The sequence below is a fragment of the Sphingobium sp. LSP13-1-1.1 genome, assembly GCF_040676415.1.
Taxonomy (GTDB): domain Bacteria; phylum Pseudomonadota; class Alphaproteobacteria; order Sphingomonadales; family Sphingomonadaceae; genus Sphingobium.
In genome coordinates this window covers 593,473-618,981 of the sequence record NZ_JBEGHU010000001.1, presented here as the reverse complement: position 1 = coordinate 618,981, position 25,509 = coordinate 593,473, and the positions used below count along the sequence as shown (strand labels likewise).

Here is a 25,509-nt window from a genome sequence, read left to right as displayed (position 1 = left end):
ATGAACGGAACGTCAGAAGTTGAACGAACCGCGGACCGTGAAGGAGCGGGGCGCTCCCGGCTGGATCCATAGCGCCGCATAAGAACTGGCGTAGTACTTTTTGTCGAAGAGATTATTCACGTCCGCCGATATCTTGATCTGGTCGGTGATGTTGAACGACCCTGTGACCTTCGCCACCGTATAGCTAGGCAAGAAGAAATGCACGGACCCTAGAAGAGGCACACCTGTTTCACCCAGGCGACGACCGACATAGTTCACGCCCGCGCCCAGCATCGCCTTGTGCTCGCCGACCGAGAAGGTCTTGAACAGCAATGCATTGCCCTGATGCTTGGGAATGTTGATCAGCGGGTCGTCCTTCATGACGTTCGCAAACGGGTAATTGTCTGCCCATCCGGCATCGGTATAGGCGTAGGTCAGGAACAGTTCGAACCCGGCCGGTAATTTGGCGTTGAGATCAAATTCCACGCCCTTGCTCTTGGCTGCGCCCACCGGCAGGGAGAAGCCCGCGTTGACGGGGTCGGTGGTCAGCACATTGTCCTTCTTCATCGTGAAGAGCGACAAGGTGCTGGTGATCTTGCCGTCCAGCGACACATATTTCGCGCCGACTTCATAGGATTTGCTGATTTCCGGATCGAAGGGCTGCCCGCTGAAGCCCGTTCCGCTGTTGGGACGGAAACCCTTTCCGTAGCTGGCATAGATGGAAACGGTCTTGGTGGGTTCGAACACGAGACCGGCCATCGGGCTGAACTTGGTATAATGCTTGCTCACGAAGGGGAGGGTGATGCTCGCCCGGTTGGCGATATCCTGCGAGAAATCATCATAGCGCCCGCCAAAGCGAACCTTGAACTGTTCCGTGATCTCGATCTGGTCCTGAGCATAGATGCCCCAGGCCTTCTGGATCTCGGTCGCGTTCTGAACCACGCCGGTTGGAGCGGGGCCAGGAATATTGTAGTTCGGATTGAAGATGTTGATCGAATAGGACTGATCGGCCACAGTCGGACGATAGCGCAATTGGAAGGTGTCGATCTTGAACCGATCCCAGTCCGCGCCTATGCGGATATTGTGCAGGATCGACCCGGTGTCGAACTTGCCGCTGATTTCGCCGCGGAACACCATATGGGTGGTGCTGTAGTCGCGATAGCGACGCTGGCGTGACAGGGTCTGGCCGTCAACGTAGATCATCTGGCGGCTCGGGACCAGTTCAGGATCGCTGGAATAACCGCGGAAGATGGTGTCCTTGTACCCGGCACCCAGCATCAATGTCCAGTCATCGCTGAAATCATGCTGATATTGCGCCTGATGCCCCAGAACCTTTACCTTGATAGGACCATTATTGGGATCGCCCAGGAACCGGGAATTGGGGATAAGGCCGAGCTGATAATTGGTGATCACGCTTCCGACAACTGTCGGAACGGCCACCACGCCGCGGTCGAACGGCACTTCCTGGTTCACATATTCCATTTCATAGGTGAAAAGGTCGTGGTCCGAGAATTTCGCGAGCAGCGACGGCGTCAGCACATATTTGCGGGTGTGCACCGTGTCGCGGAAGCTGTCGGCATCCTCGACCGCGCCATTCAGGCGCACCGCGAACATGTCGTTCAGAGGCAGGTTGAAATCGCCTTCGACCCGATAGGTGTTCCAGCTGCCGCCGGCCACGCCGAAGCTGCCGAAGGATTTTTCGAGGACCGGTTTCTTGGTCACGATATTGACGGTGCCGCCCGGTTCTCCGCGACCGAAGAGCGCGGAGTTCGGTCCCTTCAGCACTTCCACGCGCTCGACATTGGATGCATCGCGCGGACCGCCATAGCCGCGACCGCCGTTGAAGCCGTTGACCAGGAAGCCGCTCGGGAAATTCTCGTCCCCGGCGAAGCCACGAATGGCGAAGCTGTCCCACAGGCCGCCGAAATTATTCTGCTTCGAAATGCCGCTGGCCAGTTCCAGCGCGGTGTCGAGGCGGGTGATGTTGAGATCGTCCAGCAGCTTGCCGTCAAGGAACTGCACGGCCTGCGGAATTTCCTTGACTGGCGTGTCGCCGAAATATTGCCGCTTCATGGCGGTGACGACGATCGTGCCGTCCCCGGCATTTCCTGCCGTCTGGGCCTGCGCGCCCGATGCCAGGGCAAGGGAGGCGGTGCTGGCGGCCAGTGCTATTTGGAACGCTGAAATTGTCTTCATTTTATTACCCCTTTTCTGATCGCCATGTCCTAAGTCCTGCGAATTGGGGTGATCCGGCGATAAGTTTACCCCTCTCCCGTCAGACATCTTGCGTGTCCTTTTGGCCGGCGCCGGTCACGGAGCGTTTTGTCGCCTCTTATTGAAAACAGACTAAGGCTGGATTACAAAAATATTACCGCAAATTCATCTGCCGCCACGGTCGAAAATTGTGAGATGAAGAACCACACGGCAGAATCGGCCGGGCCGTTTCGAGAGATTGCGCAAGGTCCTGGATCCCCGGTGGACATTGGCTTTCCAAGGAGGAGGACAAGCGCGCCATCTCACGCTGCGATGCACTGGTGAGTGCCGCCGCAGGCCCTGTCCATCGCAAGGACGTCATTCGGATTCCGGCACGAAGAGATTCTTGTAGAAACCGACCGTCTTCACCGTAACGGTGACCGGCGTCTCCCCCTTGTTGCGGAAGTACCAACCGTGGGTGCCGTCGAAAGGAGCGGTGAAATCTCCCTGTCCGCCGGTCATTTCCAGTTCCTTCCAATAGTCGGTGAAGGAACCGTCCGTCGCGGCCAGCCTCTCGCCATGCATTTCCGCCTTTACGGGGCCGCCGGATGATTTCCATTGGAAGACGAAGCTGTCGCCCTTCGTCATATGGGCCTTTACTTCCCGGCCGCTGTGCGGCGCCAGGGTGATGGTCTGTTCGTCCTGTCGCCATGCAGTGGTTTTGGCGATTGCATCCTTGGTCGGCATGGGCAGGGCGCCCTTTGCGACGGGTGCCTGTGCTGGCGAGGGGATCTGCTTCGCTTCGCCGGACACCATGCCGGTCAGGCCCAGCGCGGTGCCGATGCCGGTCGGATCGATGCCATATTCCGCGGGCAGGACGAACAGCGTCAGGATCGCGATGGCGGCGGTCGCCGCGCCCCCGGTCGCTTTGGCCAGGCTGGAGCGGGAGGGAGAGATATGCGTGGGAAGCGTGGCAATGGTTTGCGAGTTCATGTCATGCTCCTTGCATGAAATAGCCGGAAAGCTGGAAACCGATCAGAACGAAGCCTGCCGTCATCAGCGCGGCGTTGGCGAAGATGGCGCTGCGGCGAAAGCTGTCGGTCCTGCGCCAGAAGTTCATGAGGATCAGGATGACGGTCAGTGCCATGAACTGGCCCATTTCCACCCCGATGTTGAAGCTGATGAGATTGGGGATCAGACCGTCCTGGGCAAGTGTCAGTTCCTGGATCTTCGTCGCAAGGCCGAAACCGTGAAAGAAGCCGAAGATCAGCACCGCTGCCTTGGGATTGGGCGAAAAGCCGAACCAGGTCCGGAATCCATCCAGATTGTCGATCGCCTTGTATACGACGGACAGGCCGATGATCGCGTCGATGAGGAAAGGATTGGCCCGGATGTCGAAAAGGACGCCCAGCAACAGCGTAGTGCTGTGACCGACGGCGAACAGCGTCACATAGGCGCCGACATCCTTCAGGCGATAAAGGAAGAAGATCACCCCGGCCAGGAACAGCAGATGATCATATCCGGTGACCATATGCTTGGCGCCCAGATACATATAGGGGATGATGTTGACGCCCGAAGCGCCTTCGATGAAGGCCTTGTCGTTTTCGTTGACGCCATGCGCCCAGATCGGGGAGCAGGCGAACAGCAGGGCCAGTCCCACGATGAGCAGCGCGACCCGCCGCACCGTGGAACCATCGAGCGGAGGGAGGGTCGCGTTGTTCATGCTCGCCTCTTACTTGGTCTGGAAGGTGGCGAAGGTCTTTGCGCCGCTCTTGTCGATCACCGCGACGACGACCTTGGCGCCTTTCGCGGGCTTGAAGCCCGGTGCGGTGAGCCTGTTGCCGCCGGCTGCCTTGAGCGGTGCCTCGGTCTTGGCGCCGCCGGCCGTCTGGGTCAGCTTTCCGGTGAATCCGGCCGCCGGGATCGGTTCATCCTCCTCGCTCAGATAGACATCGACGCCCTTTGGCCCGGTGACGAGTTCGAACATGGTCTCCCCTGTCATCTGCACCAGTCCGCCATGCTGCGGTTTCATGCTGCCATGGGCGATGGCCGTGGCAGGCAGGGCAGCAAGGGCGACAACGGCAAGTCCGGTGCGGAAAAGGTCGTATTTCATGGTGCTTTCTCCAAAATCAGACGGGCGATCATTCCGGCAGATGCGGCAGGACGAAGGCGAGCGAGGCGCGATATTCCTCATGATCGACCTTCTTGTCGGCCGTGGGGCCGACATAGATCGCCATCAGAACGTTGATGCCCTGGTTGCGCAGCTTGATCGTCGCTGTGCCGTCGGCTGCGGTCTTGGCAGGGGCGGCCTCGTCGGGATCGTTGACATAATCCTGCATGACGGTCGCTCCGGCGATCGGCTTGCCCTTGTAATAGACGCGCACCTTCATCGGCTCGCCCATCTTCTGGGGGATGTTGAGGTCCGCCGGCACGATCTGCAGCATATGGCCCTCGATCAACGGCACCGGCTTGGTCGGCACCTGGCCCAGATAGACGGCATATTTGAAATTATGCTCGGCCAAGGTCGCATTGGGCACTTCGTCGCGCCCCTTGTTGTGCCACTCGCCGTCGGGCGTCTTGCTCCAATAGCCATAATCCACGACAGCGGCCACCGCAGCGAGCGGTTCGTCGCTGTCGACCACGGGAATGGGGCCTGCCGCACGCAGGGAGGTGTTCACCGGCGCCCAGTCGGCGTCATAGCCGGTCACGGATTTGACCAGCGGCAGGCGCTTCACCATGTCGAGGTCGTCCGCGCCCACGCCATAGATGAGCGCGAGCTGCTTGGCGCGCTGCGCAAACCAGATGCCGTGAGCGCTGGCAGGAACGGCCAGTGCGGCCAGTGCGACGATGCCGATGCCGGCTTTTGCGATGCGGTGTAAGGCCATGTCCGAGCTTTCTCCATTCAACGGATATGCTACGGATGGTGTCTGACTTTCCCGACTTAATGTGCCAAAGTCATGGGTCGCCGGAGCCGAATATGTCAACCCATGGAGGCGGGTCCACATATTATTCTCCGATCTCTTTGCATCGATCATCTGGAAACTTGCGATTGCATGATGATCGCCGCAGGTCGGGCGGCGAGATGCGTACCATCAGCCGGGAAAGGCCGTCCAGAGCGGGGCTATCGGCCAGCACAACCGCTCTTTTCTCTGTTGCCGGCTTCCCTGACTGGAAATCGCTTTAGGGCACGAGATCCTCTTCGGTCCGGTGACATAGTACCGCGTTACCGGCCGACATCGTGCGGCGCGGCGGCGGCAAGACATCGCAGATGTTCGCCATGGCCATGGGGCAGCGCGGCAGGAAGCGGCACAGGTCGGGCCGTTCCCCCATATGCGCAAAGGGGGCCCTCGCAACGGCAGTTTCGTCCGCCAGCCAGTCGGTACGCATTTCGGGAACGGACGAAATGAGAAGATCGGTATAGGGATGGTAGGGCGCGGCGGCATAGCTTTCGCACAGGCCGCTTTCCACCCGCGTCCCCCGGTAGAGCACGACGATTTCGTCGCACAGCGCCTTCACCGTGGCGATGTCGTGGCTGATGAAAAGATAGGCGACGCCCAGATCCCGGCGCAGATCGGCCAGCAAGTCGAGAATCGCGCCGCGAACGACGGTGTCGAGCGCGGAGGTCACCTCGTCGCAGAGGATCAGGTCGGGCTCTGCCGCCAAGGCGCGCGCAAGGTTGACGCGCTGCTTCTGGCCACCGGAAAGTTCGTCGCAACGGCGACCGGCCACATTGGCGGGAAGCCGGATGAGATCGAGCAATTCAGCGACCCGGCGTTGCGCATCCACCCGGTTCATGCCGTGGTAGAAGCGCAGGACGCGGCCGAGAATGTCTTCGACGCTGTGCGCGGGGTTCAGCGCCACGTCGGCGTTCTGGAACACGATCTGGATGCGGCGCAACTGTTCGCGCGTGCGCCCGCCGACCGTTGGGGCAAGCGGAGTGCCGTCCAGCGAAACGGTCCCGGCGGTCGGCGCGAGCAGGCCGGCGACGACGCGCGCGACCGTGGACTTGCCCGATCCGGATTCGCCGATGACCCCGACGGCGGCACCCCGGCCGACGCTGAGGCTGACGTCGCTCAATACCGGATGAGCCGGACGGCCCGCCTTGTCCACCGCGCCATAGCCGGCGAAAACGCCGTCGATCGTCAGCAGGGGTGCTTTCGCGCGCACGCCAGGGCCGCGTGCCTCGACCACTGGGTTGGCGGCCGCGATCAGCATTCTGGTATAGTCGTCGGCCGGCTCTTCCAGGATCCGGCCGACGCTGTTCTGTTCACGCACCCGCCCGCGATTGAGGACCAGTATCTGGTCCGCCATCTGCGCAACCACGGCAAGATCGTGCGAAACATAGACGCCGGTCGCGCCCTGATCGCGTACGACCTTGCGAAAGGCCTGCAGCACTTCGACCTGGGTGGTCACGTCCAGCGCGGTTGTCGGCTCGTCGAAGATGACGAGGTCCGGTTTCGTGATGAGCGCCATCGCCGCCATCAGGCGCTGAAGCTGGCCGCCCGACAATTCATGCGGATAACGGTTGCCGATCGTCTCCGGGTCCGGCAGCGCCAGCGCACGAAAGAGCTCGACCGCGCGGGCGCGGGCAGAGGCGGCGGATGCGGTGCGATGGATCAGGGCGGGCTCGATCACCTGGTCGATGACGCGGCGCGAAGGGTTGAACGCGGCCGCCGCGCTCTGCGCGACATAGGTAATGCGGTGTCCCCGCTGGGCGCCAAGCGACGCACCGCCCTGTCCGGCGAGGTGCGCTTCGCCGACGCGGATGTCCCCGCTGATGCGGGCGCCGCCGCGGCCATAGCCCATCAGCGACAGGGCGATCGTCGTCTTGCCGGACCCGGATTCGCCGATCAGCGCCAGCATCTCGCCGCGCGCGACGTCGAAGGAAACATCGTCGACGATGCGCAAGGGCCCGCCGTCCGGGCCGCGCACGGTGACACAGAGGTTGCGCACCTCCACATGGGGGGCAGTCCGGTTCATCCTTTCCCTCCCTGCGTCGCCGCGTCGATGAGCAGGTTGACGCCGACCGTCAGGCTGGCGATCGCCGTCGCGGGAACCAGAATGGCAAGCGCGCCTTCGCCAAGGCCCGACACATTTTCGCGCACCAGCGATCCCAGGTCCGCGTCCGGCGGCTGCAGGCCAAGGCCCAGGAAGCTCAATCCCGACAGGAGCAGCACGATGAAGACGAAGCGCAGGCCGATATCGGCGAACAGCGGACGGATCATGTTGGGGAGCATTTCCACCAGCGCGATGTGCAGGCGTCCCTCGCCACGGGCGCGCGCGACCTCGACATAATCGAGACGGGCAAGACCCACTGCAAGGGATCGGGCAATGCGAAAATTGCCGGGAACATAGGTGATGGACACGATCAGCGTCAGCAGCACCAGCGAAGAACCGAAAGCAGCCACCAGAACCAGCGCGAAAATCTTGCTGGGAATGGAGATCAGCGTGTCCATCGCCCGCGACAGCAGTTCATCCAGCCAGCGCGGTCCAACCGCCGCCGTGAGCGCCAGGCCCGTTCCCGCCGCGACCGCCAGCGTGACGGCGATCGCGGAAAGACCGACGGTGAACCGTGCGCCTGTCAGCAGGCGGCTCAACACGTCGCGGCCCAGATAGTCGCTGCCGAACCAGAAATGGCTGCTCGCGCCGGCGAAGACTTCCTCGCTGACGAAGGAGCCGGGCGGATAGGGTGTGACGAACGGGCCGACAATCGCGGCGATGATCCAGAAGGTCACAAGCGCCAGGCCGATCTTGCCCGACGGGGGCAGCGCGCGCGCGCGGCGAAGGAGGTTATGCGGTTTCATCCTTGGCGCAGCCTTGGATTGGCAAGGATCGCGATCGTGTCGGCGATCAGGACCAGCAGCAGATAGGTGGCACAGAATATCATCGCGCAGGCCTGAAGCAGGGGCATGTCGCGCGACGTGACGGCATTGACCATGAGGCTCGCGAGCCCAGGATAGCTGAAGATCGTTTCCACGATGATCGCACCTCCGAAAAGATAGGACAGGCTGAGCGCCATGGCGTTGACGATGGGGCCGACCGCATTGGGCAGGACATGCCTGACGATCAGGCGGTTCTGCGACACGCCTTTCAGCCGCGCCATTTCGACATAGGGGCGGTCAAGCTCGGCGATGATGGCGGCGCGGATCATGCGCCCAAGCTGCGCGACGACGCCAACGGCCAGCACCATGACGGGCATGGCATAGGCGCGCACGAATTGGCCGAAACTGGGATCCTGCGGCACCAGCGCGATGGAGGGCAGCCATAGCAGTTCCACCGCGAAGATCAGCACCGCTATGGTTGCGACCAGGAATTCCGGCAGCGCGACCATCGACAGGGTCAGGATATTCAGCGCGCGGTCCAGCTTGCGGCCGCGCGCGATGGCCGACGCAATCCCGATGAGAAAGGCGAAAGGCAGGGACACCAGGGCGGAAAGCGCCGCGAGCGTTAGCGTGTTGGGCAGGCGCTCCGAAATAATGTCGGCAACCGGCTTGTTGGCGACCAGGGATTGGCCGGGATCACCCACCATCATGCCCTGCAACCAGCGGACGTAGCGGACCGGACCAGGTTGATCGAGACCCATTTCATGGCGCAATGCGGCGACCTGTTCGGGCGTGGCGGTCTGGCCCAGAACCTCCTGCGCGGCATCGCCCGGCAGAAGGCCGCTGATCGTGAAGATCACCATCGAGACCAGCAGCAGGGTCAGCAGCGCCAGTCCCATGCGCCTGGCGATCAGCCGCAGCGGCCCGCGCCAACGGGAAGAGACGGCGGCGGCGCTCATGCGTCCCACCACACATGTTCACCGAAGGTATAGGCCATGAAGCCGCCCAGCGGGATCGGGAATATTCCCTTCAGGCGGCGGTCGAACCCGTCCATCAGGCTTTGGAAGGCCGGTATGGCGACGCCGCCATATTCATGGACCAACCACTGCATTTCGCCATAGATCTCCTTGCGCTTTGCCTCGTCGGTCGATCGGCGCGCCTCCAGCAGCAGGCGGTCGAAGCGCGCGTTGTTCCAGCCGGATTCATTGGCGAGCGCCTTCGACTGGAAAAACAGGCTGAACATCAGGTCCACGGTCGGCCGCGGATTGGTGTTGCCGAAGGTCAGCGGGTGCTTCATCCAGTGCGTCGCCCAGTAACCGTCGCTGGGAACCCGATTGACCGCCAGCTTCAATCCGGCCTGTGCCGCATGTTCCTGAAGGATCGATGCCATGTCCACCGACATGTTCGCCGCCGGCGAGGCATAGACAGCCAGGCGCGCGCCCAGAAGCCCTGCGCGCTTCAGATGAAAACGGGCCCTGTCCGGGTCGAACGGCCGCTGGGGGATGTCGGGATTGTAATAGGGGCTGAAGGGGGGGACCGGATGGTCGTTGGCGATCGTGGCATAGCCGCGGAACAGCGCGCGCTTGATGAGTTCGCGGTCCTGCAGATATTTCATCGCCAGCACGAAGTCGCGATTGCCGGTCACCGGATGCTCCCGCCTCATGATCAGGTCGGTGAACAGGCCTGACTTCGTTTCCATGAAACTGTGATTTGGGGATGCCCGCACCCGCTTGACCGAACCGGGGCTGACGGCGTTGATCATCTGCACGTCGCCCGACAACAGCGCATTGACGCGTGAAATCTCGTCGGGAATGGCGATCACCTCTATCTCTTCCAGATAGGGGCGCCCCGGTTTCCAGTAATTGGGGTTGCGGCGGACGACGGTCCGGATGCCGGGCGCGAAGGCGCGGCAGATGAAGGGGCCTGTGCCGTTCGCCACGCTGAAATCGCGGCGGCCATTCTCGACGATCAGGAAGTGCGGCTGGGCCAGGATGACGGGCAGGTCGGGATTGGGGCCGGTCAGCCGGAATTCGAGTTCAAGCGGGCCGGTCCTGCGCGCGCCGGCAAATTGTTCGGCGACCGCCTGCACCTTCGATCCGGTGGCGGGGTCACGATGGCGCATCAGCGAATAGACGACGTCGTCGGCGGTCAGCGGCTTGCCGTTATGGAAATGGACGCCCTTTCGCAGGCGGATATGCCAGACGATATTGTCACGCGTCTCGATGCGTTCGGCCAGTCCCGGCAGGGCGCGCAGCTGGCCGTCATATTGGGTGAGGCCGCTGTAGATCAGGTACAACCGCATGAAGTCGGTCGAAAGATTGCCCTTGGCAGGGTCCAGCGTGTCGGCGGTCGAGGCGGCGATGCTGGCGACGCGAATGCGCCCGCCTATCCTGGGCCGACCTGTCACCGCGCCCGCACCGCTCAGGGTCGCGCCGGCGGCCAATCCGCCCAGCAGCATCCGGCGGGAAAGATCGGTGGAAATCACGTCAACCATAAGGGTCTTCTCATTCCTCACATATCTGCAATTTCCACCGCCAGCAGCAGTTTGCCGGGGTAACCATATTGTCGGACTGCGCCTCGATCACTGCATGAATAATGTTGATATGTCGGGGCAGCAGTTTCCGTGTTCCTCACGACCGGGTCGGGCGATGCGACATGTGGATCGCCCGACAGCATCGGCCTCAGAAATATTTGAGCCAGCTGATATCGCGACGGCGACGTTTCAGGCGAGCATACCATATCGTGGGCAGGTACAGCGGTACGATCATCGCGACATACCAGACCAACACCCAATTATAGTTGTTGAAGGCGTAGAAGGCGCCGCTGTTCGGTCCCCATATGCCGAGCGCGCTGTGATAGAGAATGCGCAATACGGTAAGGTGCAGGATGTAGAAGAACATCGGTGCGCCGCCAAATACGGCCAGGGCGGTGACCAGGCCTGACGTCCTGATCCGTTCGAACAGCACGAGCAACAATGCCCCCCCGCCGAGCGTCGGCATGAGAAAGAGCAGTGAGGGCGGATATTTGGTCAGCGAGATGAAGGCGATGATCGTGCGGACCGGATCGCCATCGACGACGGACCAGGGCTTGTCGCCATAGACATTGAGCAGGCGGAGGGCAATGAAGCCGGCGATCAGGCCAAATCCCAGGGTGAGAAGGCGTCGCTGCCGGGTTTCTTGCGAAACTTCCGGGCGGAACCAGGGGCCGATGCCGAAGCCGAGGGAAATGACGCCGATCCAGGGCAGGATCGGATAGGTCGTCTTGGCGACGAAGCCGAACGGCAGGGCAAAGGTGTCCCGCTGATGCAGCATGGCCCATAGCGGGAACAATGCATCATCCTGCGTCAGGCGGATCGGATCGAGCAGGTTGTGGAAGCAGACGAGCGCCAGTCCCAGGGCGATCAGCGCCGGCCGGGGCAGCCGCATCAGCGCGGCGAGGATGATCATGCACAGGCCGATGCACCAGATGACCTGTAGCCAGAATGTGGGTTGCGGAACGATGCCCCAATAGAGTTCGCTCAGATAGAAGACTTCGATCGCCATCAGCAGCAGGCCGCGCTTCACCAGATAGGAGGTCGTCTCCTGAACCGTATGATTGATGCTGAACAGATAGACGCCCAGGCCGGTAAGAGCGACGAATATCGGCGCGCAGAAACTGACGGCGAAGCGTGCGAAGCCGATCGCCGGCAAGATCGTGCGCGCGTCGATGGGATCGGTTACCGCATAATGGGCGAACCAGGTTTCGCGCAGATGGTCCAGCAGCATCAGTACCATCACGAAACCGCGCAGCGCGTCGATATTTTCCAGGCGGATTCGCGCGGAAGCCTTCGCGTTTCCTGAAGCGGCACTGCCGGCGGTTGGTAGCGCCATTGATATACTTCCCATCGTCCACTTCCTTCCCGCGGGTTCGATCTCCACGGCATCATCATGACGCGACAGCCAAGTGAAGGACATTGAGTTTGCGCCTGTTGCGGCGCTTGATGCTACATCTTGTCGCCGCTGTGGAAGAATCTGCCGCCCCGGGACTCGCGGTGGAACCGCAGGGACCCGGCCTGTGCCATGCAAGCAGGGCGGCGGAGTCTTGTATCCAGCCGCCCGCCAAAGTCGTCATGCAGGGAAAGCGCCGACCGTGCCGATCAGATCAGGCTTCCAGCGCCTTGTCGAGCACGTCGACGAACAGGTCGACATTCTCGCGGCTGAAGATCAACGGTGGCCGGATCTTCAGGATGTTATGATCTGCGCCGCATGCGCTGATGAGCACGCCATTGTCCCGCATCGCATTCACGACCCTGGTGGTGCGGTCGCGATCGCTGGCCTGGGTTTCCCGGTCGGTGACAATGTCGGCCGCGACGAACAGGCCGGCCCCGCGCACATTGCCCAGACAATCGTGACGCGCCCGCAGCGCGTCGACCTTGCTCAGCAGATAGGCGCCGACATCCCGCGCATTGTCCATGATCCGGTCGCGCCTGATGACCATCAGCACTGCCGCGGCGGCCGCGCACGACACGGCGTTGCCAGCAAATGTATTGAAATAACGAGACTTCTTGCCAAATTCCTCCACCACATCATGTCGGGTGAGAAGTCCGGCGATCGGTTGCCCATTGCCCATCGGCTTGCCCAATGTGATGATGTCGGGATCGATGCCGTGGCGTTGGAAGCCCCACATATGGCTGCCGGTGCGTCCGAAGCCTGGCTGCACCTCATCAGCGACGAAGATGCCGCCGGCCCTGCGGATCGCCTCCGCCGCGCCTTTCAGGAAGCCTGGCTCCTCCGGCAGGATGCCGTCGCTGGTGAAGATGGAATCGACGATCAGCATGGCGGGGCGGATGCCGTGGCGCTTCATGTCGGCGATCGCCCTTTCCACGTCGCGGGTGAAGCGGTCGGCGGAATAATTCCTCCTTTGGGTGGGCGATGAGAATATCAATCCGGTGTTTCGATGATGCTTCCCGACAGATTATGCTGCGGCAAAGCTTATAGCATGGCGCGATGCACGCTGTCCCAGGGGGATGAAAGTGGAAAAGCTTGACCGGCTTGATTTCAAGATATTATCCTATCTCCAGGACCATGGCCGCGTCACCAATGTGGGCCTGGCCGACGCGATCGGCTTGTCGGCCAGTCCTTGCCTCAGCCGTCTCAAGCGCCTTGAAGATGCGGGCTACATCAGATCCTACGGCGCGCGCGTCGCGCTGGAAAAGCTCGGCGATTATCTGACGGTGTTCACGGAAGTGACGCTTGCGGACCACCGGATTGCCGACTTCGACCGTTTCCTCGCGCGAGCGCGGGAGATAGTCGAAATCGTCGAATGTCATCATGTCAGCGGCGGCTATGATTATTTCCTGAAGGTCGTCGCGCGCAGCGTCGTCCATTATCAACAGATCTTTGAGTCCCTGCTGGAAAGTGATACGGGGATCGAAAAATATTTCAGCTATATCGTGCTTGATTCGCCGATCATGCGCGACGTCTATCCCATCGACAGCCTTTTTCGTCATCGGCAGGAGTGACGTTTACCTCATGTCTTTCGCGCCGCAGTTTTGGGTGCGCCCCTAAGTTGTCGGGTCAGAGGTTGAAGCCGAAACCGATCACCGCCATTGTGGAGCCGACGCTCTCTCCCCCGGAGCGAGCCAGGCAGCGCGTGCTCCCGAGCAGGCGTTCGTGAACGATCGCGGTGTAGAAGGTTGCCTTCTGCGTCAGGCGATAGCGCAAGCGCAATGACCCTTCCCCTTCGGTAAGACCCGGCTTTACCGACTCCTTGCCTATTGCCTGCGCCGACCAGCCGATCGCGATCCGTGGCTCCAGATAGAAGTGGCGGGAAAGCGGCAATTGATAGATGATCTGCGTTTCCCCGGTCAGATCGCCGTCGTCGGACAGAAAGGCATAGCCCTCCCAGTTGAGGCGGGTGCCGACCGTGCCCTGCGCGCCGATCGCCGCATGGGTGTCGCGCGGATGGGGCCTGAAATCCTTGCGCACGCCTAGCAACATCGTCGTATTGCCAAGGCTGCGACCGTAGAAGAGCCGCATCTGCACCTCGTCGATCTGCCCGCGCAGCGCGCCCCCGCCATTGGTCACCAGCATGAACTGGTCCCTGGTATTGCCATAGGAAAAGGTGCCGTCCCAGAAGAACAGGTCATCTCCCTTGGTCCCGCGCAGTTCGAGCAGGTCGAAGCCGCCGCTCAGCGCCCATGTGCCGGCGGCATCTCCATCCTGGGCCGCAGCCGGGCATGCCGTCAGCGCTGCGCATGACAATGACAAGCCCATGCAGGCGAAACGCAGCATCTACCCTGGTCCATTTTCCGTTTGATTGGGGGAGAGTAAGCGGCCGTGCCCGCCGCGTTGACGCAAAGCGTCCATCGACCCGAACGGTTGATGACAAATTGCAGCGTACGCGCAGCAGCTTATGCCGAACTGATTTTCATTATTAGCTGGCGGCCGAAGCGGGCGCCGACGAGGGACGGGCGTTCCCGCATGTCGATCGGCCCGCATGGGAAAAAATATGCGCGCAGAGTAAGGGATAATCTGGGCTGGTGCGTAATTGCCGTCATCACCCCGATGGAGACAAAGCCATGACCCGCGCATTCCTGACCTTCGCCGCTGCCTTTGCGATGGCGTTGCCCGGCGTTGCCGCCGCGCACAGTAAGCTGGTCTCGTCCAGCCCGGCCGCCGATGCGACCGTGACGAAGATCAACAAGCTGACCCTCACCTTTTCGGAGACCTTCCTGGCGCCGATGAGCGGCGCTGAACTGACCATGACGGGGATGCCGGGCATGGCCAATCATGCGCCGATGCCGATCAAGGGCTTCAAGACCAGCGTCGAGGGCAAGACAATGACTCTCGCCTTGCCCCGCGCTCTGCCCGCCGGCACCTATAATCTCAAATGGCATATCGTCGGCGCCGACCAGCACAAGATGGAAGGCGGCTACAGCTTCACGGTCAAATAAGCTGCCATGACCGAGGGGGCGCTCATCGCCGCGCGCTTTGCGCTGATGCTCGACCTTGCCCTGCTCATGGGCCTGCCGCTCTTCTGGTGGGTCATGGGCATGGCGGGCCGAAGCGCGACGCTGATCATTCTCGCCATCGCCGGGGCGGCGCTGTCCGTGCTCTGGTTGATGGCCAGCGCGGCATCGATGACGGGCGCACCGATCACGTCGCCGGATTGGGCGACGGCACGGATATTGCTGACAATGACGCCCATCGGCCCCGTGCTGGCGGTCCGGGCCGCCGCACTGCTGCTGGCGCTCCTGCTTGCCGGCATCGGCTCGATCCGCCCGACACTCCTGCCGGCTGCCATTGCCGCTGCGACGCTGGCCTGGACGGGTCATGCGGGCGCAACCGAAGGGCTGGCGGGCACGATCCATCGCGTGGCGGATGTCGCGCACATCTGGGCCGCGGCAGGCTGGATCGCCGCGCTGGCGGTATTGCTTCACGCCCTGCTGACGGTGAATCCCACCCGCACGGAAGCGCGACGCGTCGCCAGGATACTGGCGCATTTTTCCGTCATGGGTACGCTGCTGGTCGTCACCCTGGTGATCAGCGGCGCGGTCAACGCCGCCATGATCGTGGGGTTGTCCGATCTGCCTGCACTGAGGAGCAGCCGGTACGGCTTGCTGCTGGGCATGAAACTGACGCTGTTTGGCCTGATGCTGGCCCTGGCGGCGCTCAACCGCTGGCGGTTGACGCCAGCGCTGGAACGCGGAACACCGCAGCAGGCGACAAGGCATCTGCGACTGTCCCTGACGGTCGAGACGATCGCCGCCCTCGCCATCATCGGCCTGGTGGCCTGGCTTGGAACGCTCGACCCTCTGGGGTGAAGCGCGATCGCCTTTCCGTGCCTAGGCCTGTGGCGAGAGACCTGCGGCCATGATGCCTGCGAGGACGGCCTTTTCATCATTGTCGGAAAGATCACCGGAAATGCCGACGCCGCCGATCGGCTGGTTATCCGCGTCGACGACGATGACGCCGCCGGCCGCGGGAATCAGGCCGCCCGCTGCGATCGGACCCAGCGAGGCGATGAAGGTCGGACGTTCCGCCGCCATGTCCGCGATCTTGCGGGATGAAAGACCCAGCATCAGCGCACCGCTGACCTTGCCGAGCGCGATCTGGAAGCGCCCTGTCGAGGCTCCGTCCTGCCGCTGATAGGCTATGACATGGCCCCCGGCGTCGACGACGACTGCGGCAAGCGGCTTGTATTTGGCTTCTGCGGCATGGGCGAAGGCGGCCGCGATGATCCTATTGGCCTGGTCGAGCGTGATGCGGGTCATGGGAATATCCTTTTTCCAGATGTTTGAGGGACGAAGGGGCCGGCCCTCCGCTTGCCCAATCGAGAAGTTCTATCGTGTGCGCGATGGGGGTCGCCGCCCGTTGGCCGATCTGCATGGCGCAACCGATATTGCCGGTCGCGATGACGTCCGCCTCGAGCCGGTCGAGATTGGCGGCCTTCCGCTGGCCGAGTTGGCCGGCGATGTCGGGCTGAAGGATATTATAGGTGCCCGCCGATCCGCAGCATAGATGCGCTTCGGCCGGACTGCGGACGGTAAAGCCCGCACGGGTTAGAAGCTGCTTGGGTGCTTCCGTCACCTTCTGGCCATGTTGAAGGGAACAGGCGGCGTGATAGGCGACGACGAGGCCATGTCCGTTTGCTGCCGGCATGTCCACCGTGGCCAGGAATTCGGAAATATCCTTGGCAATGGCCGACACGCGCTGCGCCTTTTCGGCATAGACGGGGTCGTTCCGCAGCATGAAGCCATAATCCTTGATCGTCGTGCCGCATCCCGAAGCCGTGATGAGGATCGCGTCGAGACCAGCGCCGTCCATTTCGCGCATCCAGGCATCGACATTGCGCCTGGCGGCGGACAGGCTTGCCTCTTCCCGCCCCATATGGTGGACGAGCGCGCCGCAGCAGCCCTCACCCTCTGGAACAGCGATGTCGAAGCCGGCGCGATCCAGCACACGGATGGCGGCGGCGCGAAATTCGGGTCGAAGCACGGGTTCCGCGCATCCCTGCAACAGCGCAACGCGGCCCCGCCGGGTGGCAGAGAGACGCTGCGGATCGGGAATTTTCGCGGCAATCCGGGCGGGCGCCAGTTTCAGCATCGCGGCGAGCGGGCGCAGGGCCGGCCATTTGTCGAACAGGGGCGCGACAGGCCGTGCCAGCCTCGCCAGCCGCAGGGCAAGACGGAACCGTGCAGGATGGGGCAATGTCCACGCGAGCAGCGCGCGGAACAACCGATCCTGAAACGGTCGCCTGTACCGATCATGGATGTAGGCGCGGGCATGATCCACCAGATGCATGTAATTCACGCCCGACGGGCAGGTGGTCATGCAGGAAAGGCAGGAGAGGCAGCGGTCGATATGCTTGACGATTTCCTGCGTCGGTTGCGCCTGCTTCTCCAGCATGTCCTTCATCAGGTAGATGCGTCCGCGCGGACTATCCAGTTCGTCGCCCAGCAGGACGTAGGTCGGACAGGTGGCGGTGCAGAAGCCGCAATGCACGCATTTGCGGATGACCGCTTCGGATGCCTGCATTGCCGGGTCGGCCAGCGCCGCTTCGGAAAAATTGGTCTGCATCTAGAACCGCCCTGTTTCGAACACGCCATTGGGATCGAAAGCGCGGCGCACCCGCGTTTCAAGCGCCGCGACGGCTGGCGCGGCGGGATGGAAGGCGGCGATCCGATCGCGCAAATCCGTTGAGCCGCGCACCAGCATGGCATGGCCGCCCACGCGCGCCGCCGCATCGCGGATGATGGCCGGATCGCCATCCACGGCTGCCCAGATCAGGCCGCCGCCCCAGTCCAGCATCCATTTCGCGCCCAGCGGCTCGATCGCCGCGACGATGGCTGCTCCTTCGCGTGGCGCCACGTTGATCCGCCAAAGGGGAGCATCGCCCGCCAGCGGCCTCAGTGTCCTGAGTTCGGACCAGAGATGATCCGCGACATCGCCCTCCAGCTGCCGCAGATCCCCGACGTCGGAAAAGAGCGCGTCCAGCATGGCGCACCGTGCCGTCACGGAAGGCCCGAATCCCTCGACCTTCAACAAGGTGAGCGACGCGCCGCCCTGGACCTGCCCCGGAATATGCGCCGCGGCCGAGACATCGGCCTGCGAGCCGAGCGCGCGTGACATCAGGCGTATGGCATCGGCGTCGGCGAGGCCTTCCATGGCTTTCGTCACGGAAAGGCGGGGCCGCGGCAACACTTTCAGCGTCACTTCGGTCAAGGCGACAAGACGCCCCCAACTGCCACTGACCAGCTTGGAAAGGTCGTAGCCGGTCACATTCTTGACCACCTTCGCCCCGGCGATGAATGTTTCTCCCCGGCCGGAAACTGCGCGGAAGCCAAGCAGATGGTCGCGGGCGCTGCCCTGGGACACGCGTTGCGATCCCGCAATGCCGGCGGCGACGACGCCCCCGATGGTGCTGGCGCCTGCGGGCCGGCCAAAGACTGGCCCGTAATCGAAAGGAGCGAAGGGCAGTTTCTGTTCGCGGCTGGCGACCAGCGCCTCCACCTCGGCGAGCGGAGTGCCCGCCCCGACGGTAAGGACCAGCTCCGCGGGATCATAGTCCACGATGCCGGAAAAACCGCGCATGTCCAGGCAGCGGGCATTTTCGATATGCCGGCCAATGTCGGACTTGGTCGCGCCGCCGGTGATCGCCAGCCTTTCCCCGTCGCCTATTGCCTGGGCAATCGCGTCGCACAGATCGGCCTCGGACCGAGGCATGAGGTTGTTGCTCATCGAAACCCTATCAGAAGCGCGGCAGGTCGGGGAAAGGAAGCTGGCCATGATGCACATGCATGCGGCCGAGTTCCGCGCAGCGATGCAATGTCGGAAATACCTTGCCAGGGTTGAGCAGCAGATCAGGATCGAAGGCGCATTTGACCCGTTGCTGGTGGGCGAGGTCGATTTCCGAATACATTTCCGGCATCAGATCGCGCTTTTCGACGCCCACGCCATGTTCGCCGGTCAGCACGCCGCCCACCTCCACGCACAGCCGCAATATGTCGTTGCCGAACGCTTCGGCCCGGTCCAGCTCTCCCTCCTTGTTGGCGTCGTAGAGGATGAGCGGGTGCAGATTGCCGTCGCCGGCGTGGAATACATTGGCGACGTCCAGTCCATAATGGTCCGACAGCTGCCGCATGCGTTGCAACACTTCCGGCAACCGACGGCGCGGAATGGTTCCGTCCATGCAATAATAATCGGGCGCGAGACGACCCACGGCGGGAAAGGCCGCCTTGCGTCCGGCCCAGAAGGCCATGCGCTCGCCTTCGTCCTGCGAAATCCGGCACGATACCGCGCCATTTTCATTGGCGATGCGTTCCACCTCGCCGATCAGATGGTCGCATTCGGCGGCCGGGCCGTCCAGTTCGACGATCAGCAAGGCTTCGACGTCGAGCGGATATCCGACCTGCACGAAGGCTTCGGCGGCGTGGATGGCGGGCTTGTCCATCATCTCCATCCCGGCGGGAATAATGCCCTCGGCAATCACGTCGGCCACGCACTGTCCCGCGCCTTCGACAGTCGAAAAGCCGATCAGAAGCGCGCGCGCGGTCTGGGGCTTGGGAAGGATCCGCACCGTCACTTCGGTAACGACACCCAGAAGGCCCTCGGACCCCACAACGACGCCCAGCAGATCAAGGCCCGCCGGATCCAGTTGCCGGCCGCCCAGCTGGACGATCTCGCCATCCATCAGCACCAGTTCGACGCCCAGGACGTTGTTGGTGGTCAGCCCATATTTCAGGCAGTGCACGCCACCCGAATTTTCCGCGACATTGCCGCCGATCGAGCAGGCGATCTGGCTGGAGGGGTCGGGCGCGTAATAAAAGCCGCGATCCTCCACGGCCTGGGTGATGGCGAGATTGGTCACGCCCGGCTGCACGATGGCGATGCGGTCCTCATAGTCGATGTCGATTACGCGCTTGAACTTGCCAAGGCCAAGCAGGACGGCGTCGGCCAGCGGTAGCGCGCCACCCGAGAGCGACGTGCCCGATCCGCGCGGCACCACCTTCACCCCCTCGGCATGGCACCAGGCGAGTATCCGGGACACCTGCTGCGTCGTTTCGGGAAGGACGACTAGCAGGGGCGGCTGGCGATAGGCGGTCAGCCCGTCCGATTCATAGGGGCGCAACCCGTCCGGGTCTTCGATCACGCCCTCGCCGGGGACGATCGCGCGAAGTGCCGCCGCGATCTCCGCCCGTCTGGCGATCACATGTTGGTCCGGGGCGGGCATTTTGAGCGACATCGCAAATCCTTCTAATCGAGCGTTAGAGGATGCGCCATTGCTGTTTCGACATGCAAATGGACGATGCCGCCGTGTGAAGCTGTGCCACAGGATGCTTTGGCAACCAAGGAAGGTGCTATCATCGAAATGCCGGGTTCCATGACGCCGGGATATGGTCTCTCCCTCTCAGACCGGGGCCATCGAGCGATGCCGCGCCGGGTTCGGCGAGGGTATCGGGTCCGCCCATGCCCCATGGCCTCCAGCCTATTTCGCTGACCGGCAATCGCATCGGGAGAGAAAAGTCCATGAAAGACCTGAAAGTTGCCGTTGTCGGCACCAACATCGGCTGCACCTTGCACATTCGCGCTCTGCGCGCTGCCGGCTTCACCGTGACCACGCTCGTCGGAAGGGATGCGGAGAAGACGGCGTATCGCGCGTCCCATTTCGGCATCCCCCATGCGCTGACCTCCTATGAGGCTGCGCTCGACAGCGACGTCGATGCCGTCGTGATCGCGACGCCGCCCCAGACCCACCATGATTTCACGATGCGCGCCCTGGCGGCGGGCAAGCATGTCATTTGCGAAAAGGCGTTCGCGCTTGATATCGGCCATGCGCAAGAAATGCGGGACGCCGCCTCGGAGGCCGGGGTCGCCAACATGATCAGCCATGAATTCCGCTGGTTCCGGCAAAATGCCCTGGCGCGGCGGCTGGTAAAGGATGGCGCGCTGGGCGCCCCCATCCACGTCGTCGCGCAGTTCGATCATACGCTCTGCGCGCCCCGCTCGCTGGAACTGCCGGACTGGTGGATGACGCATGAGGGCGGGGGCGGCTGGCTGCGCAATTACAATGCGCATGGCATCGACCTGATCCGTTATATGGTCGGCGAATTCGCGGCGGTCGCGGGTACGGTGCATCCCGGATCGGACCGGGGCATGACGTCCGATGACAGCTATGCCTTCGCCTTCCTTCTGGACAATGGCGTCCAGGGCGCGATGACCGGGACGTGCAGGACGTGGGATCCGTTCGCGACGACGCGCATCACCGGCGCCGACGCCGGCGTGTCGATCGGCTGGACCTATGATGTGGCGATGAGCAGTGCGGACGGCGTGCAGCAGGTGGCGGCGCCGGACGATCTGCTGCAGGAGCTTCGCGGCGGAGGCCCGGAGGTGAGCGCGCCGCAGGAAGCGCTTCCGACCATGGAGGATACGCCCTATGTGCAGACCCACAGCAGCGATTACGGCTTCGTGGAGATGGTCGGCCTGACGTCGGCATTCAAATCCTGGATTGCGGACCCCGCTTACAGGAACCCTGCTATAGCCACGTTCGACGACGGGCTGGCGCATGTCAGGGTCATCGACGCGGTCGAGCGATCGCGCAAGGAAGGGCGCTGGATCGAGCTGGCCTGACCAGCGATGGAATTTCCACTGTTTTAAGGAGAGTGACGTGAAGGCTGTACAATTTGAAGAGCATGGTCCGCCGGAAGTGCTCAAGCTCGTCGAGCTCGACCCACCCAAGGCGGCGGCCGGGCAGGTCCAGATACGGGTGACGGCGATCGGGGTGAACCCGGCCGACTATAAGTGGCGCAACGGCTTCAGCCTGCGCTATTATCCGCTGCCCCTGCCGCATGTGCCCGGCTATGACGTGGCGGGCACCGTGTCGGCCGTGGGGGATGGCGTGACGGCGCTGCGCGTCGGGGACCGCGTGTTCGCGACCGTCAATGGCGCCTATGCCGAATATGCCGTCGCCGACGCGGCGCATTGCGCGGTCATTCCGGACAATGTCGACGACGCGCAGGCCGCTGCCCTGCCTTGCCCTGCTTTGACGGGAGTCGAGATGGTGGAGGAGGGGGTGGCCCCGCTCGGTGGCCAGACTGTGCTGGTCACCGGCGCGACCGGCGGCGTGGGCCGCTTCGCCGCCTGGGCGGCCAAGGGGCTGGGATGCCGGGTCATCGTTGCTGTCCGTGACGCCTATGCCGATGAGGCAAGGGCGTTGGGCTTTGAGGAGGTGGTTGGTTTTGACGATCCGCTGCCTGACGATCTGCGCTTCGATCATGTTGCGGACACAGTGGGCGGAGCCGCAGTCGGCCGCCTTTGCCGCAACCTCAAGCCCGGTGGCAAGATCATCACCGTGGCCACGACGCCGATCGAAGGCGAAGGATTGCCTGCTGAGCCGAAGATCTTCGGCTATCATGGCGATGGGGAGCGGCTCGCCCGGATCGTCAATGCGATCGCCACGGGGGAAATGAAGATGCCCGTTTCACGGACATTGGCTCTCGCTCACGCAGCGGAAGCGCACCGCCTTGTCGAGGACGGCGGCGTGCGCGGCAGGGTGATCCTGATGCCCTGATCCTTGAACCGAGCCGGCGGCCCTCGTGCGGGGACGCCGGCCGGTGAGCCGGTTCGGCCTATCTGAATGCCCTGAAGAAGCCGGTCAGTTCTGCAACGAACAGATCCGCCGCATCCTGTGCCGGAAAGTGCCCGCCATGGGGATGAACCGCATAGTGACGCACATCATAGACACGCTCAAGCATGCTGCGCGGGACGGGCGGAATCAGGTCGTCGGCAAACAGCATGAAACCCGCCGGAACGCTGATCCGCGTTCCCGGCGGGATGACGCTTTCATGCAGGAACCCATAAAGCCACATCGGCGCCGACGGCCCGTTGATCCAGTATATCATGATGTTCACGAGCAGATCATCGATCGGGAAAGGCGGGCCACCATCGGCGGCGGGCGTGCTCCAGGACCTGAACTTGTCGATGATCCAGCTTGCCAGGCCCATCGGCGAGTCGCTCATCGCCATCGCCATCGCATCGGCTTTATGGCCCTGGATCGCCTGATAGGCATATTCGGGATCGGGCGCCAAAGCGCGCTCGAGCCACTGGGCTTCCTCCGGGCTAGGGCCGGGGCCAGCAGGATCGGGCGCGATAAATCCGCCTGACGTCGAGAACAGGAGCGCCCGCAACCCTTCGGGCGCAAGCTCCGCGAGATGCCGTCCCGCCAGACTGCCCCAATCGGACCCGAAAATGACATAATGATCCAGTTGTAGCTGGCCGCACAGCTTGTCCCACAGCGCGCTGATCTGTGCGGCCGATATCGGGCTGGCGGGCGGCGGGGAAAAGCCATAGCCCGGCATGGACGGTATGATGACGGTAAAGGCGTCCTCAACCGCCCCGCCATGTCGTTCCGGATGCGCCAGCCGGTCGATCACCCCGTCAAATTCGACGAAGGAACTGGGCCAGCCATTGAGCAGCACCAATGGCAGCGGGTCGGGGCCGGAACCCGGCTCCACCACGACATGAATGTCCTGCCCGTCGACGTTGACCATGCGCTGGGCAAAGCGGTTGAGGCGTTGCTCGTGCGCCCGCCAGTCGAAACCCTTGCGCCAATGGTCCAGCAGCTTTGCCGCCGCTTCCAGCGGCATCCCGTGCCGCCAGCCAGCGCCGGTTTCGACGCGTGGCAAGCGGGTCCGTGCCAGCCGGTCCGCAAGATCGGCCAGCACGTCGTCGGCGACGGCGATCCGGAACGGACGGCCCGCCTTCAGGCAGAGTTCGGCGGCAGTTTCAGCCTGCCCTTCAAAAGCATCAGACAAGGGCAGTCTCGATCTTTGCCATGTAGGAACGATAGGCCCTTGGCTCAGGGTCCTTGCGTGGATCGTGGAAAGGCAGCAACGCCTTGAGAATGCGGGGCAGTGCCAGTTTCATCACCTTTCGGCCAACGGCTTTGGATCGTTTATGCATTTCGGCGATCTGCTCGGGCGTCATGGCGAGTGAATCCTGGGTGAAGAGATAGTCCTTCACCATCCTCGACATGCCCTGCAGGTGCTTCAGCTGGAAGAAGAAGCCATGGATACGCTGGAAATAGCCGACGCCGAACATGCGCGCGACGTCGTGGCAGACGGTACGATGCTCATATTCCTCCATCAGGTGCCACTTCCACAATGTCACGACATTCTGATCCGCATTGCCGATCAAATCCTCTATCTCATCGAGCCAGACGAGAGCCATGGGCGGGCCGAGCGTCTCGAAGCCTTCGCAATAGGCGCACAGGAATTTGAAGGACTTCGTAGCCAGCAGCCGTTTGAACTCCGCTTCGAAATGGCGTTCGAAATGGGCGATATCATATCCCCCGCGCGGCAATATCGCGTTGAACGCGGCATGGAGCGCAGTGTGATTGCCTTCCTGGCGGATGAAGGTGCGAATGTCCGCCTTGAGCCGCGCATGCCCGGGCTTGGAAGCGTCGAGCTTCGCATTCGCCTGGGACATGACGCGGTTCAGAAAACGCTCGAGATGGGGAATCCAGAGCGACGAGGCGTTCATCTGCTGCGCGAATTCGCCATGGGGCGCCCATCGCGCGGAGGTTTGGGAAAAATCCACATCTGGCTTGCGAACGCGCATGACGAACAAACCTCCGGCTCCATCCTTCCAACATAGCAGTTTTCCGGCAACCGCCCCCGGCCGTCCGGACTATTCGCGGGTCAGGAACGCCATGACCGCGCTTTCGAACGCGGCTTTCTGCTCGATCATCGCCCAGTGGCCGCATTTGGGGAAAATGTGCAGTTCCGCATTGGGAATGAGGCGAAGGGGAAGCAGCGCTCCGTCCAATGGCGTGACCCGGTCGTCACGACCCCATGTCAGCAAGGTGGGCGCCTGGATCTTGGGGAGGTAGGCGAAGCTCTGGACGGCGTCGGGTCCGGCCATCGCCTGCGCGATGGCGGCAAGGCCGGCGCGGGAGTAGATTTTCCGGTTGGTTTCCAGCGCCTGGGGCTGCGTTGCGGTACTGAATCGCGCATCGATCAGCTCCTCGGTCAGGATCGACTGGTCGAACACCATCGAGCGGAGCCAGAGAATGATCTGCTCCCGCGTCGGGTTGGCCACGAATTCCGCGAGCCGTTCGACCCCTTCATAGGGGAAAGGGTTGAAGATCGGCACGCCCACGCCGCCGATCGTCACCAGCCGCGTGACGCGATCGGGATGGGCGGCCGCCAGCCGCGCCGAGATCAATCCGCCGAAGGAGTTGCCGACCAGGCTCGTGCGTTCGATCTTCAGGCTGTCCATCAGGTGGATGACCGCATCGATGGTGCCGGCAAAGGGATCGCCGGCGATGCCGGAACTCTCGCCATATCCGGGAAGGTCGGGAACGATGCACCGGAACCGCTCTGCGAAGATCGGAGCGTTGCCGGAAAAATTGCGCCACCCCGTCACGCCGGGCCCCGACCCGTGCAACATCAGCAGAGGCGCGCCGTCACCCATGTCATGATAGGCGATCTGGCCTTCGCCAAAGGGTATCGTCATCTGGGTTTCCGGCATTCTGC

Annotated in this window: 24 protein-coding genes; 5 read left to right on the top strand and 19 right to left on the bottom strand. The window is 62.8% G+C overall.

Features of this window, described 5'->3' with window-relative positions:
• Positions 1-12: 12 nt before the first annotated feature.
• The 11 genes from MRBLSP13_RS02635 to MRBLSP13_RS02585 all read right to left on the bottom strand — a co-directional run bounded on the left by MRBLSP13_RS02635 (position 13) and on the right by MRBLSP13_RS02585 (position 12,917).
• A complete protein-coding gene (locus tag MRBLSP13_RS02635) occupies positions 13-2,175 on the bottom strand; it encodes a TonB-dependent siderophore receptor (protein ID WP_363736566.1) in 2,163 nt (720 codons plus the stop codon).
• 375 nt (positions 2,176-2,550) lie between these two features.
• On the bottom strand, positions 2,551-3,165 hold the full coding sequence (locus tag MRBLSP13_RS02630; RefSeq protein ID WP_363736565.1) for a hypothetical protein: 615 nt from the start codon (positions 3,163-3,165) through the stop codon (positions 2,551-2,553).
• Between the two features lies 1 nt (position 3,166).
• Positions 3,167-3,895: a HupE/UreJ family protein gene (locus tag MRBLSP13_RS02625; RefSeq protein ID WP_363752505.1), complete on the bottom strand. Its 729-nt coding sequence runs from the start codon at positions 3,893-3,895 to the stop codon at positions 3,167-3,169.
• Between the two features lie 9 nt (positions 3,896-3,904).
• On the bottom strand, positions 3,905-4,285 hold the full coding sequence (locus tag MRBLSP13_RS02620) for a hypothetical protein (RefSeq protein ID WP_363752502.1): 381 nt from the start codon (positions 4,283-4,285) through the stop codon (positions 3,905-3,907).
• A gap of 28 nt (positions 4,286-4,313) precedes the next feature.
• Positions 4,314-5,057 (bottom strand): DUF4198 domain-containing protein, encoded by a 744-nt coding sequence (locus MRBLSP13_RS02615; protein ID WP_363736562.1) that lies wholly within the window; start codon positions 5,055-5,057, stop codon positions 4,314-4,316.
• A gap of 295 nt (positions 5,058-5,352) precedes the next feature.
• On the bottom strand, positions 5,353-7,152 hold the full coding sequence (locus MRBLSP13_RS02610) for an ABC transporter ATP-binding protein (protein WP_363752499.1): 1,800 nt from the start codon (positions 7,150-7,152) through the stop codon (positions 5,353-5,355).
• A complete protein-coding gene (locus MRBLSP13_RS02605) occupies positions 7,149-7,976 on the bottom strand; it encodes an ABC transporter permease (RefSeq protein WP_363736560.1) in 828 nt (275 codons plus the stop codon). The genes MRBLSP13_RS02610 and MRBLSP13_RS02605 overlap by 4 nt, the downstream gene beginning before the upstream one ends.
• The gene (locus tag MRBLSP13_RS02600; protein WP_363752496.1) at positions 7,973-8,953 is read right to left on the bottom strand and encodes an ABC transporter permease; all 981 of its coding nucleotides are present in this window, start codon (positions 8,951-8,953) and stop codon (positions 7,973-7,975) included. The genes MRBLSP13_RS02605 and MRBLSP13_RS02600 overlap by 4 nt, the downstream gene beginning before the upstream one ends.
• On the bottom strand, positions 8,950-10,488 hold the full coding sequence (locus MRBLSP13_RS02595) for an ABC transporter substrate-binding protein (RefSeq protein ID WP_363752493.1): 1,539 nt from the start codon (positions 10,486-10,488) through the stop codon (positions 8,950-8,952). The genes MRBLSP13_RS02600 and MRBLSP13_RS02595 overlap by 4 nt, the downstream gene beginning before the upstream one ends.
• A 187-nt stretch (positions 10,489-10,675) precedes the next feature.
• Positions 10,676-11,863 carry a DUF1624 domain-containing protein gene (locus tag MRBLSP13_RS02590; protein ID WP_363752490.1) on the bottom strand — a complete coding sequence of 396 codons (1,188 nt, stop codon included), beginning with the start codon at positions 11,861-11,863 and terminating at the stop codon, positions 10,676-10,678.
• Positions 11,864-12,134: 271 nt separating this feature from the next.
• Complete coding sequence (locus MRBLSP13_RS02585; protein WP_363736555.1) at positions 12,135-12,917, bottom strand: aspartate aminotransferase family protein; 783 nt, start codon at positions 12,915-12,917, stop codon at positions 12,135-12,137.
• An 82-nt stretch (positions 12,918-12,999) separates the two neighbouring features.
• Between MRBLSP13_RS02585 and MRBLSP13_RS02580 the strand changes: the two genes are divergently transcribed.
• Positions 13,000-13,494 carry an Lrp/AsnC family transcriptional regulator gene (locus tag MRBLSP13_RS02580; RefSeq protein ID WP_363752487.1) on the top strand — a complete coding sequence of 165 codons (495 nt, stop codon included), beginning with the start codon at positions 13,000-13,002 and terminating at the stop codon, positions 13,492-13,494.
• Between the two features lie 55 nt (positions 13,495-13,549).
• On the opposite strand, the gene MRBLSP13_RS02575 is transcribed toward MRBLSP13_RS02580, so the two are convergent.
• The gene (locus MRBLSP13_RS02575; RefSeq protein WP_363752484.1) at positions 13,550-14,266 is read right to left on the bottom strand and encodes a copper resistance protein B; all 717 of its coding nucleotides are present in this window, start codon (positions 14,264-14,266) and stop codon (positions 13,550-13,552) included.
• Positions 14,267-14,553: 287 nt separating this feature from the next.
• On the opposite strand from MRBLSP13_RS02575, the gene copC reads away from it, so the two are divergent.
• Together copC and copD are read left to right on the top strand one after the other, a co-directional pair.
• Positions 14,554-14,928, top strand: coding sequence for a copper homeostasis periplasmic binding protein CopC (gene copC / locus MRBLSP13_RS02570; RefSeq protein WP_363736552.1), 375 nt, complete (start codon positions 14,554-14,556; stop codon positions 14,926-14,928).
• Between the two features lie 6 nt (positions 14,929-14,934).
• Positions 14,935-15,798, top strand: a complete 864-nt coding sequence (copD, locus tag MRBLSP13_RS02565; RefSeq protein WP_363752481.1) for a copper homeostasis membrane protein CopD — start codon at positions 14,935-14,937, stop codon at positions 15,796-15,798.
• A 21-nt stretch (positions 15,799-15,819) separates the two neighbouring features.
• On the opposite strand, the gene MRBLSP13_RS02560 is transcribed toward copD, so the two are convergent.
• The 4 genes from MRBLSP13_RS02560 to MRBLSP13_RS02545 are packed head-to-tail and all read right to left on the bottom strand — an operon-like array spanning position 15,820 to position 20,219.
• Positions 15,820-16,248 carry a GlcG/HbpS family heme-binding protein gene (locus MRBLSP13_RS02560; RefSeq protein ID WP_363736548.1) on the bottom strand — a complete coding sequence of 143 codons (429 nt, stop codon included), beginning with the start codon at positions 16,246-16,248 and terminating at the stop codon, positions 15,820-15,822.
• Positions 16,217-17,554: a glycolate oxidase subunit GlcF gene (gene glcF / locus MRBLSP13_RS02555; RefSeq protein WP_363752478.1), complete on the bottom strand. Its 1,338-nt coding sequence runs from the start codon at positions 17,552-17,554 to the stop codon at positions 16,217-16,219. The genes MRBLSP13_RS02560 and glcF overlap by 32 nt, the downstream gene beginning before the upstream one ends.
• Complete coding sequence (locus tag MRBLSP13_RS02550) at positions 17,555-18,715, bottom strand: FAD-binding protein (RefSeq protein WP_363752475.1); 1,161 nt, start codon at positions 18,713-18,715, stop codon at positions 17,555-17,557.
• 10 nt (positions 18,716-18,725) lie between these two features.
• Complete coding sequence (locus MRBLSP13_RS02545; RefSeq protein ID WP_363752472.1) at positions 18,726-20,219, bottom strand: FAD-linked oxidase C-terminal domain-containing protein; 1,494 nt, start codon at positions 20,217-20,219, stop codon at positions 18,726-18,728.
• 284 nt (positions 20,220-20,503) lie between these two features.
• On the opposite strand from MRBLSP13_RS02545, the gene MRBLSP13_RS02540 reads away from it, so the two are divergent.
• Together MRBLSP13_RS02540 and MRBLSP13_RS02535 are read left to right on the top strand one after the other, a co-directional pair.
• On the top strand, positions 20,504-21,604 hold the full coding sequence (locus tag MRBLSP13_RS02540; protein WP_363752469.1) for a Gfo/Idh/MocA family oxidoreductase: 1,101 nt from the start codon (positions 20,504-20,506) through the stop codon (positions 21,602-21,604).
• A gap of 37 nt (positions 21,605-21,641) precedes the next feature.
• Positions 21,642-22,544, top strand: coding sequence for an NADP-dependent oxidoreductase (locus tag MRBLSP13_RS02535; protein ID WP_363752466.1), 903 nt, complete (start codon positions 21,642-21,644; stop codon positions 22,542-22,544).
• A gap of 58 nt (positions 22,545-22,602) precedes the next feature.
• On the opposite strand, the gene MRBLSP13_RS02530 is transcribed toward MRBLSP13_RS02535, so the two are convergent.
• From MRBLSP13_RS02530 to MRBLSP13_RS02520, 3 genes are all read right to left on the bottom strand, one after another.
• A complete protein-coding gene (locus tag MRBLSP13_RS02530) occupies positions 22,603-23,787 on the bottom strand; it encodes an epoxide hydrolase family protein (RefSeq protein ID WP_363736537.1) in 1,185 nt (394 codons plus the stop codon).
• Positions 23,780-24,592 carry a metal-dependent hydrolase gene (locus MRBLSP13_RS02525; RefSeq protein WP_363736536.1) on the bottom strand — a complete coding sequence of 271 codons (813 nt, stop codon included), beginning with the start codon at positions 24,590-24,592 and terminating at the stop codon, positions 23,780-23,782. Before MRBLSP13_RS02525 ends, MRBLSP13_RS02530 begins: the two co-directional genes overlap by 8 nt.
• Positions 24,593-24,661: 69 nt before the next feature.
• Positions 24,662-25,504, bottom strand: a complete 843-nt coding sequence (locus tag MRBLSP13_RS02520) for an alpha/beta fold hydrolase (RefSeq protein ID WP_363736534.1) — start codon at positions 25,502-25,504, stop codon at positions 24,662-24,664.
• Between the last annotated feature and the right edge of the window lie 5 nt (positions 25,505-25,509).

Excerpts from the sequence above, each read along its gene's own strand:
- MRBLSP13_RS02625 (WP_363752505.1), bottom strand. The coding sequence starts at position 3,895 with ATGAACAACGCGACCCTCCCTCCGCTCGATGGTTCCACGGTGCGGCGG.
- MRBLSP13_RS02610 (WP_363752499.1), bottom strand. The coding sequence starts at position 7,152 with ATGAACCGGACTGCCCCCCATGTGGAGGTGCGCAACCTCTGTGTCACC.
- glcF (WP_363752478.1), bottom strand. The coding sequence starts at position 17,554 with ATGCAGACCAATTTTTCCGAAGCGGCGCTGGCCGACCCGGCAATGCAG.
- MRBLSP13_RS02575 (WP_363752484.1), bottom strand. The coding sequence starts at position 14,266 with ATGCTGCGTTTCGCCTGCATGGGCTTGTCATTGTCATGCGCAGCGCTG.
- MRBLSP13_RS02590 (WP_363752490.1), bottom strand. The coding sequence starts at position 11,863 with ATGGCGCTACCAACCGCCGGCAGTGCCGCTTCAGGAAACGCGAAGGCT.
- MRBLSP13_RS02635 (WP_363736566.1), bottom strand. The coding sequence starts at position 2,175 with ATGAAGACAATTTCAGCGTTCCAAATAGCACTGGCCGCCAGCACCGCC.
- MRBLSP13_RS02540 (WP_363752469.1), top strand. The coding sequence starts at position 20,504 with ATGAAAGACCTGAAAGTTGCCGTTGTCGGCACCAACATCGGCTGCACC.
- MRBLSP13_RS02545 (WP_363752472.1), bottom strand. The coding sequence starts at position 20,219 with ATGTCGCTCAAAATGCCCGCCCCGGACCAACATGTGATCGCCAGACGG.
- MRBLSP13_RS02605 (WP_363736560.1), bottom strand. The coding sequence starts at position 7,976 with ATGAAACCGCATAACCTCCTTCGCCGCGCGCGCGCGCTGCCCCCGTCG.
- MRBLSP13_RS02600 (WP_363752496.1), bottom strand. The coding sequence starts at position 8,953 with ATGAGCGCCGCCGCCGTCTCTTCCCGTTGGCGCGGGCCGCTGCGGCTG.
- MRBLSP13_RS02620 (WP_363752502.1), bottom strand. The coding sequence starts at position 4,285 with ATGAAATACGACCTTTTCCGCACCGGACTTGCCGTTGTCGCCCTTGCT.
- MRBLSP13_RS02525 (WP_363736536.1), bottom strand. The coding sequence starts at position 24,592 with ATGCGCGTTCGCAAGCCAGATGTGGATTTTTCCCAAACCTCCGCGCGA.
- copD (WP_363752481.1), top strand. The coding sequence starts at position 14,935 with ATGACCGAGGGGGCGCTCATCGCCGCGCGCTTTGCGCTGATGCTCGAC.
- MRBLSP13_RS02615 (WP_363736562.1), bottom strand. The coding sequence starts at position 5,057 with ATGGCCTTACACCGCATCGCAAAAGCCGGCATCGGCATCGTCGCACTG.
- MRBLSP13_RS02520 (WP_363736534.1), bottom strand. The coding sequence starts at position 25,504 with ATGCCGGAAACCCAGATGACGATACCCTTTGGCGAAGGCCAGATCGCC.
- copC (WP_363736552.1), top strand. The coding sequence starts at position 14,554 with ATGACCCGCGCATTCCTGACCTTCGCCGCTGCCTTTGCGATGGCGTTG.
- MRBLSP13_RS02630 (WP_363736565.1), bottom strand. The coding sequence starts at position 3,165 with ATGAACTCGCAAACCATTGCCACGCTTCCCACGCATATCTCTCCCTCC.
- MRBLSP13_RS02595 (WP_363752493.1), bottom strand. The coding sequence starts at position 10,488 with ATGGTTGACGTGATTTCCACCGATCTTTCCCGCCGGATGCTGCTGGGC.
- MRBLSP13_RS02560 (WP_363736548.1), bottom strand. The coding sequence starts at position 16,248 with ATGACCCGCATCACGCTCGACCAGGCCAATAGGATCATCGCGGCCGCC.
- MRBLSP13_RS02550 (WP_363752475.1), bottom strand. The coding sequence starts at position 18,715 with ATGAGCAACAACCTCATGCCTCGGTCCGAGGCCGATCTGTGCGACGCG.
- MRBLSP13_RS02580 (WP_363752487.1), top strand. The coding sequence starts at position 13,000 with ATGAAAGTGGAAAAGCTTGACCGGCTTGATTTCAAGATATTATCCTAT.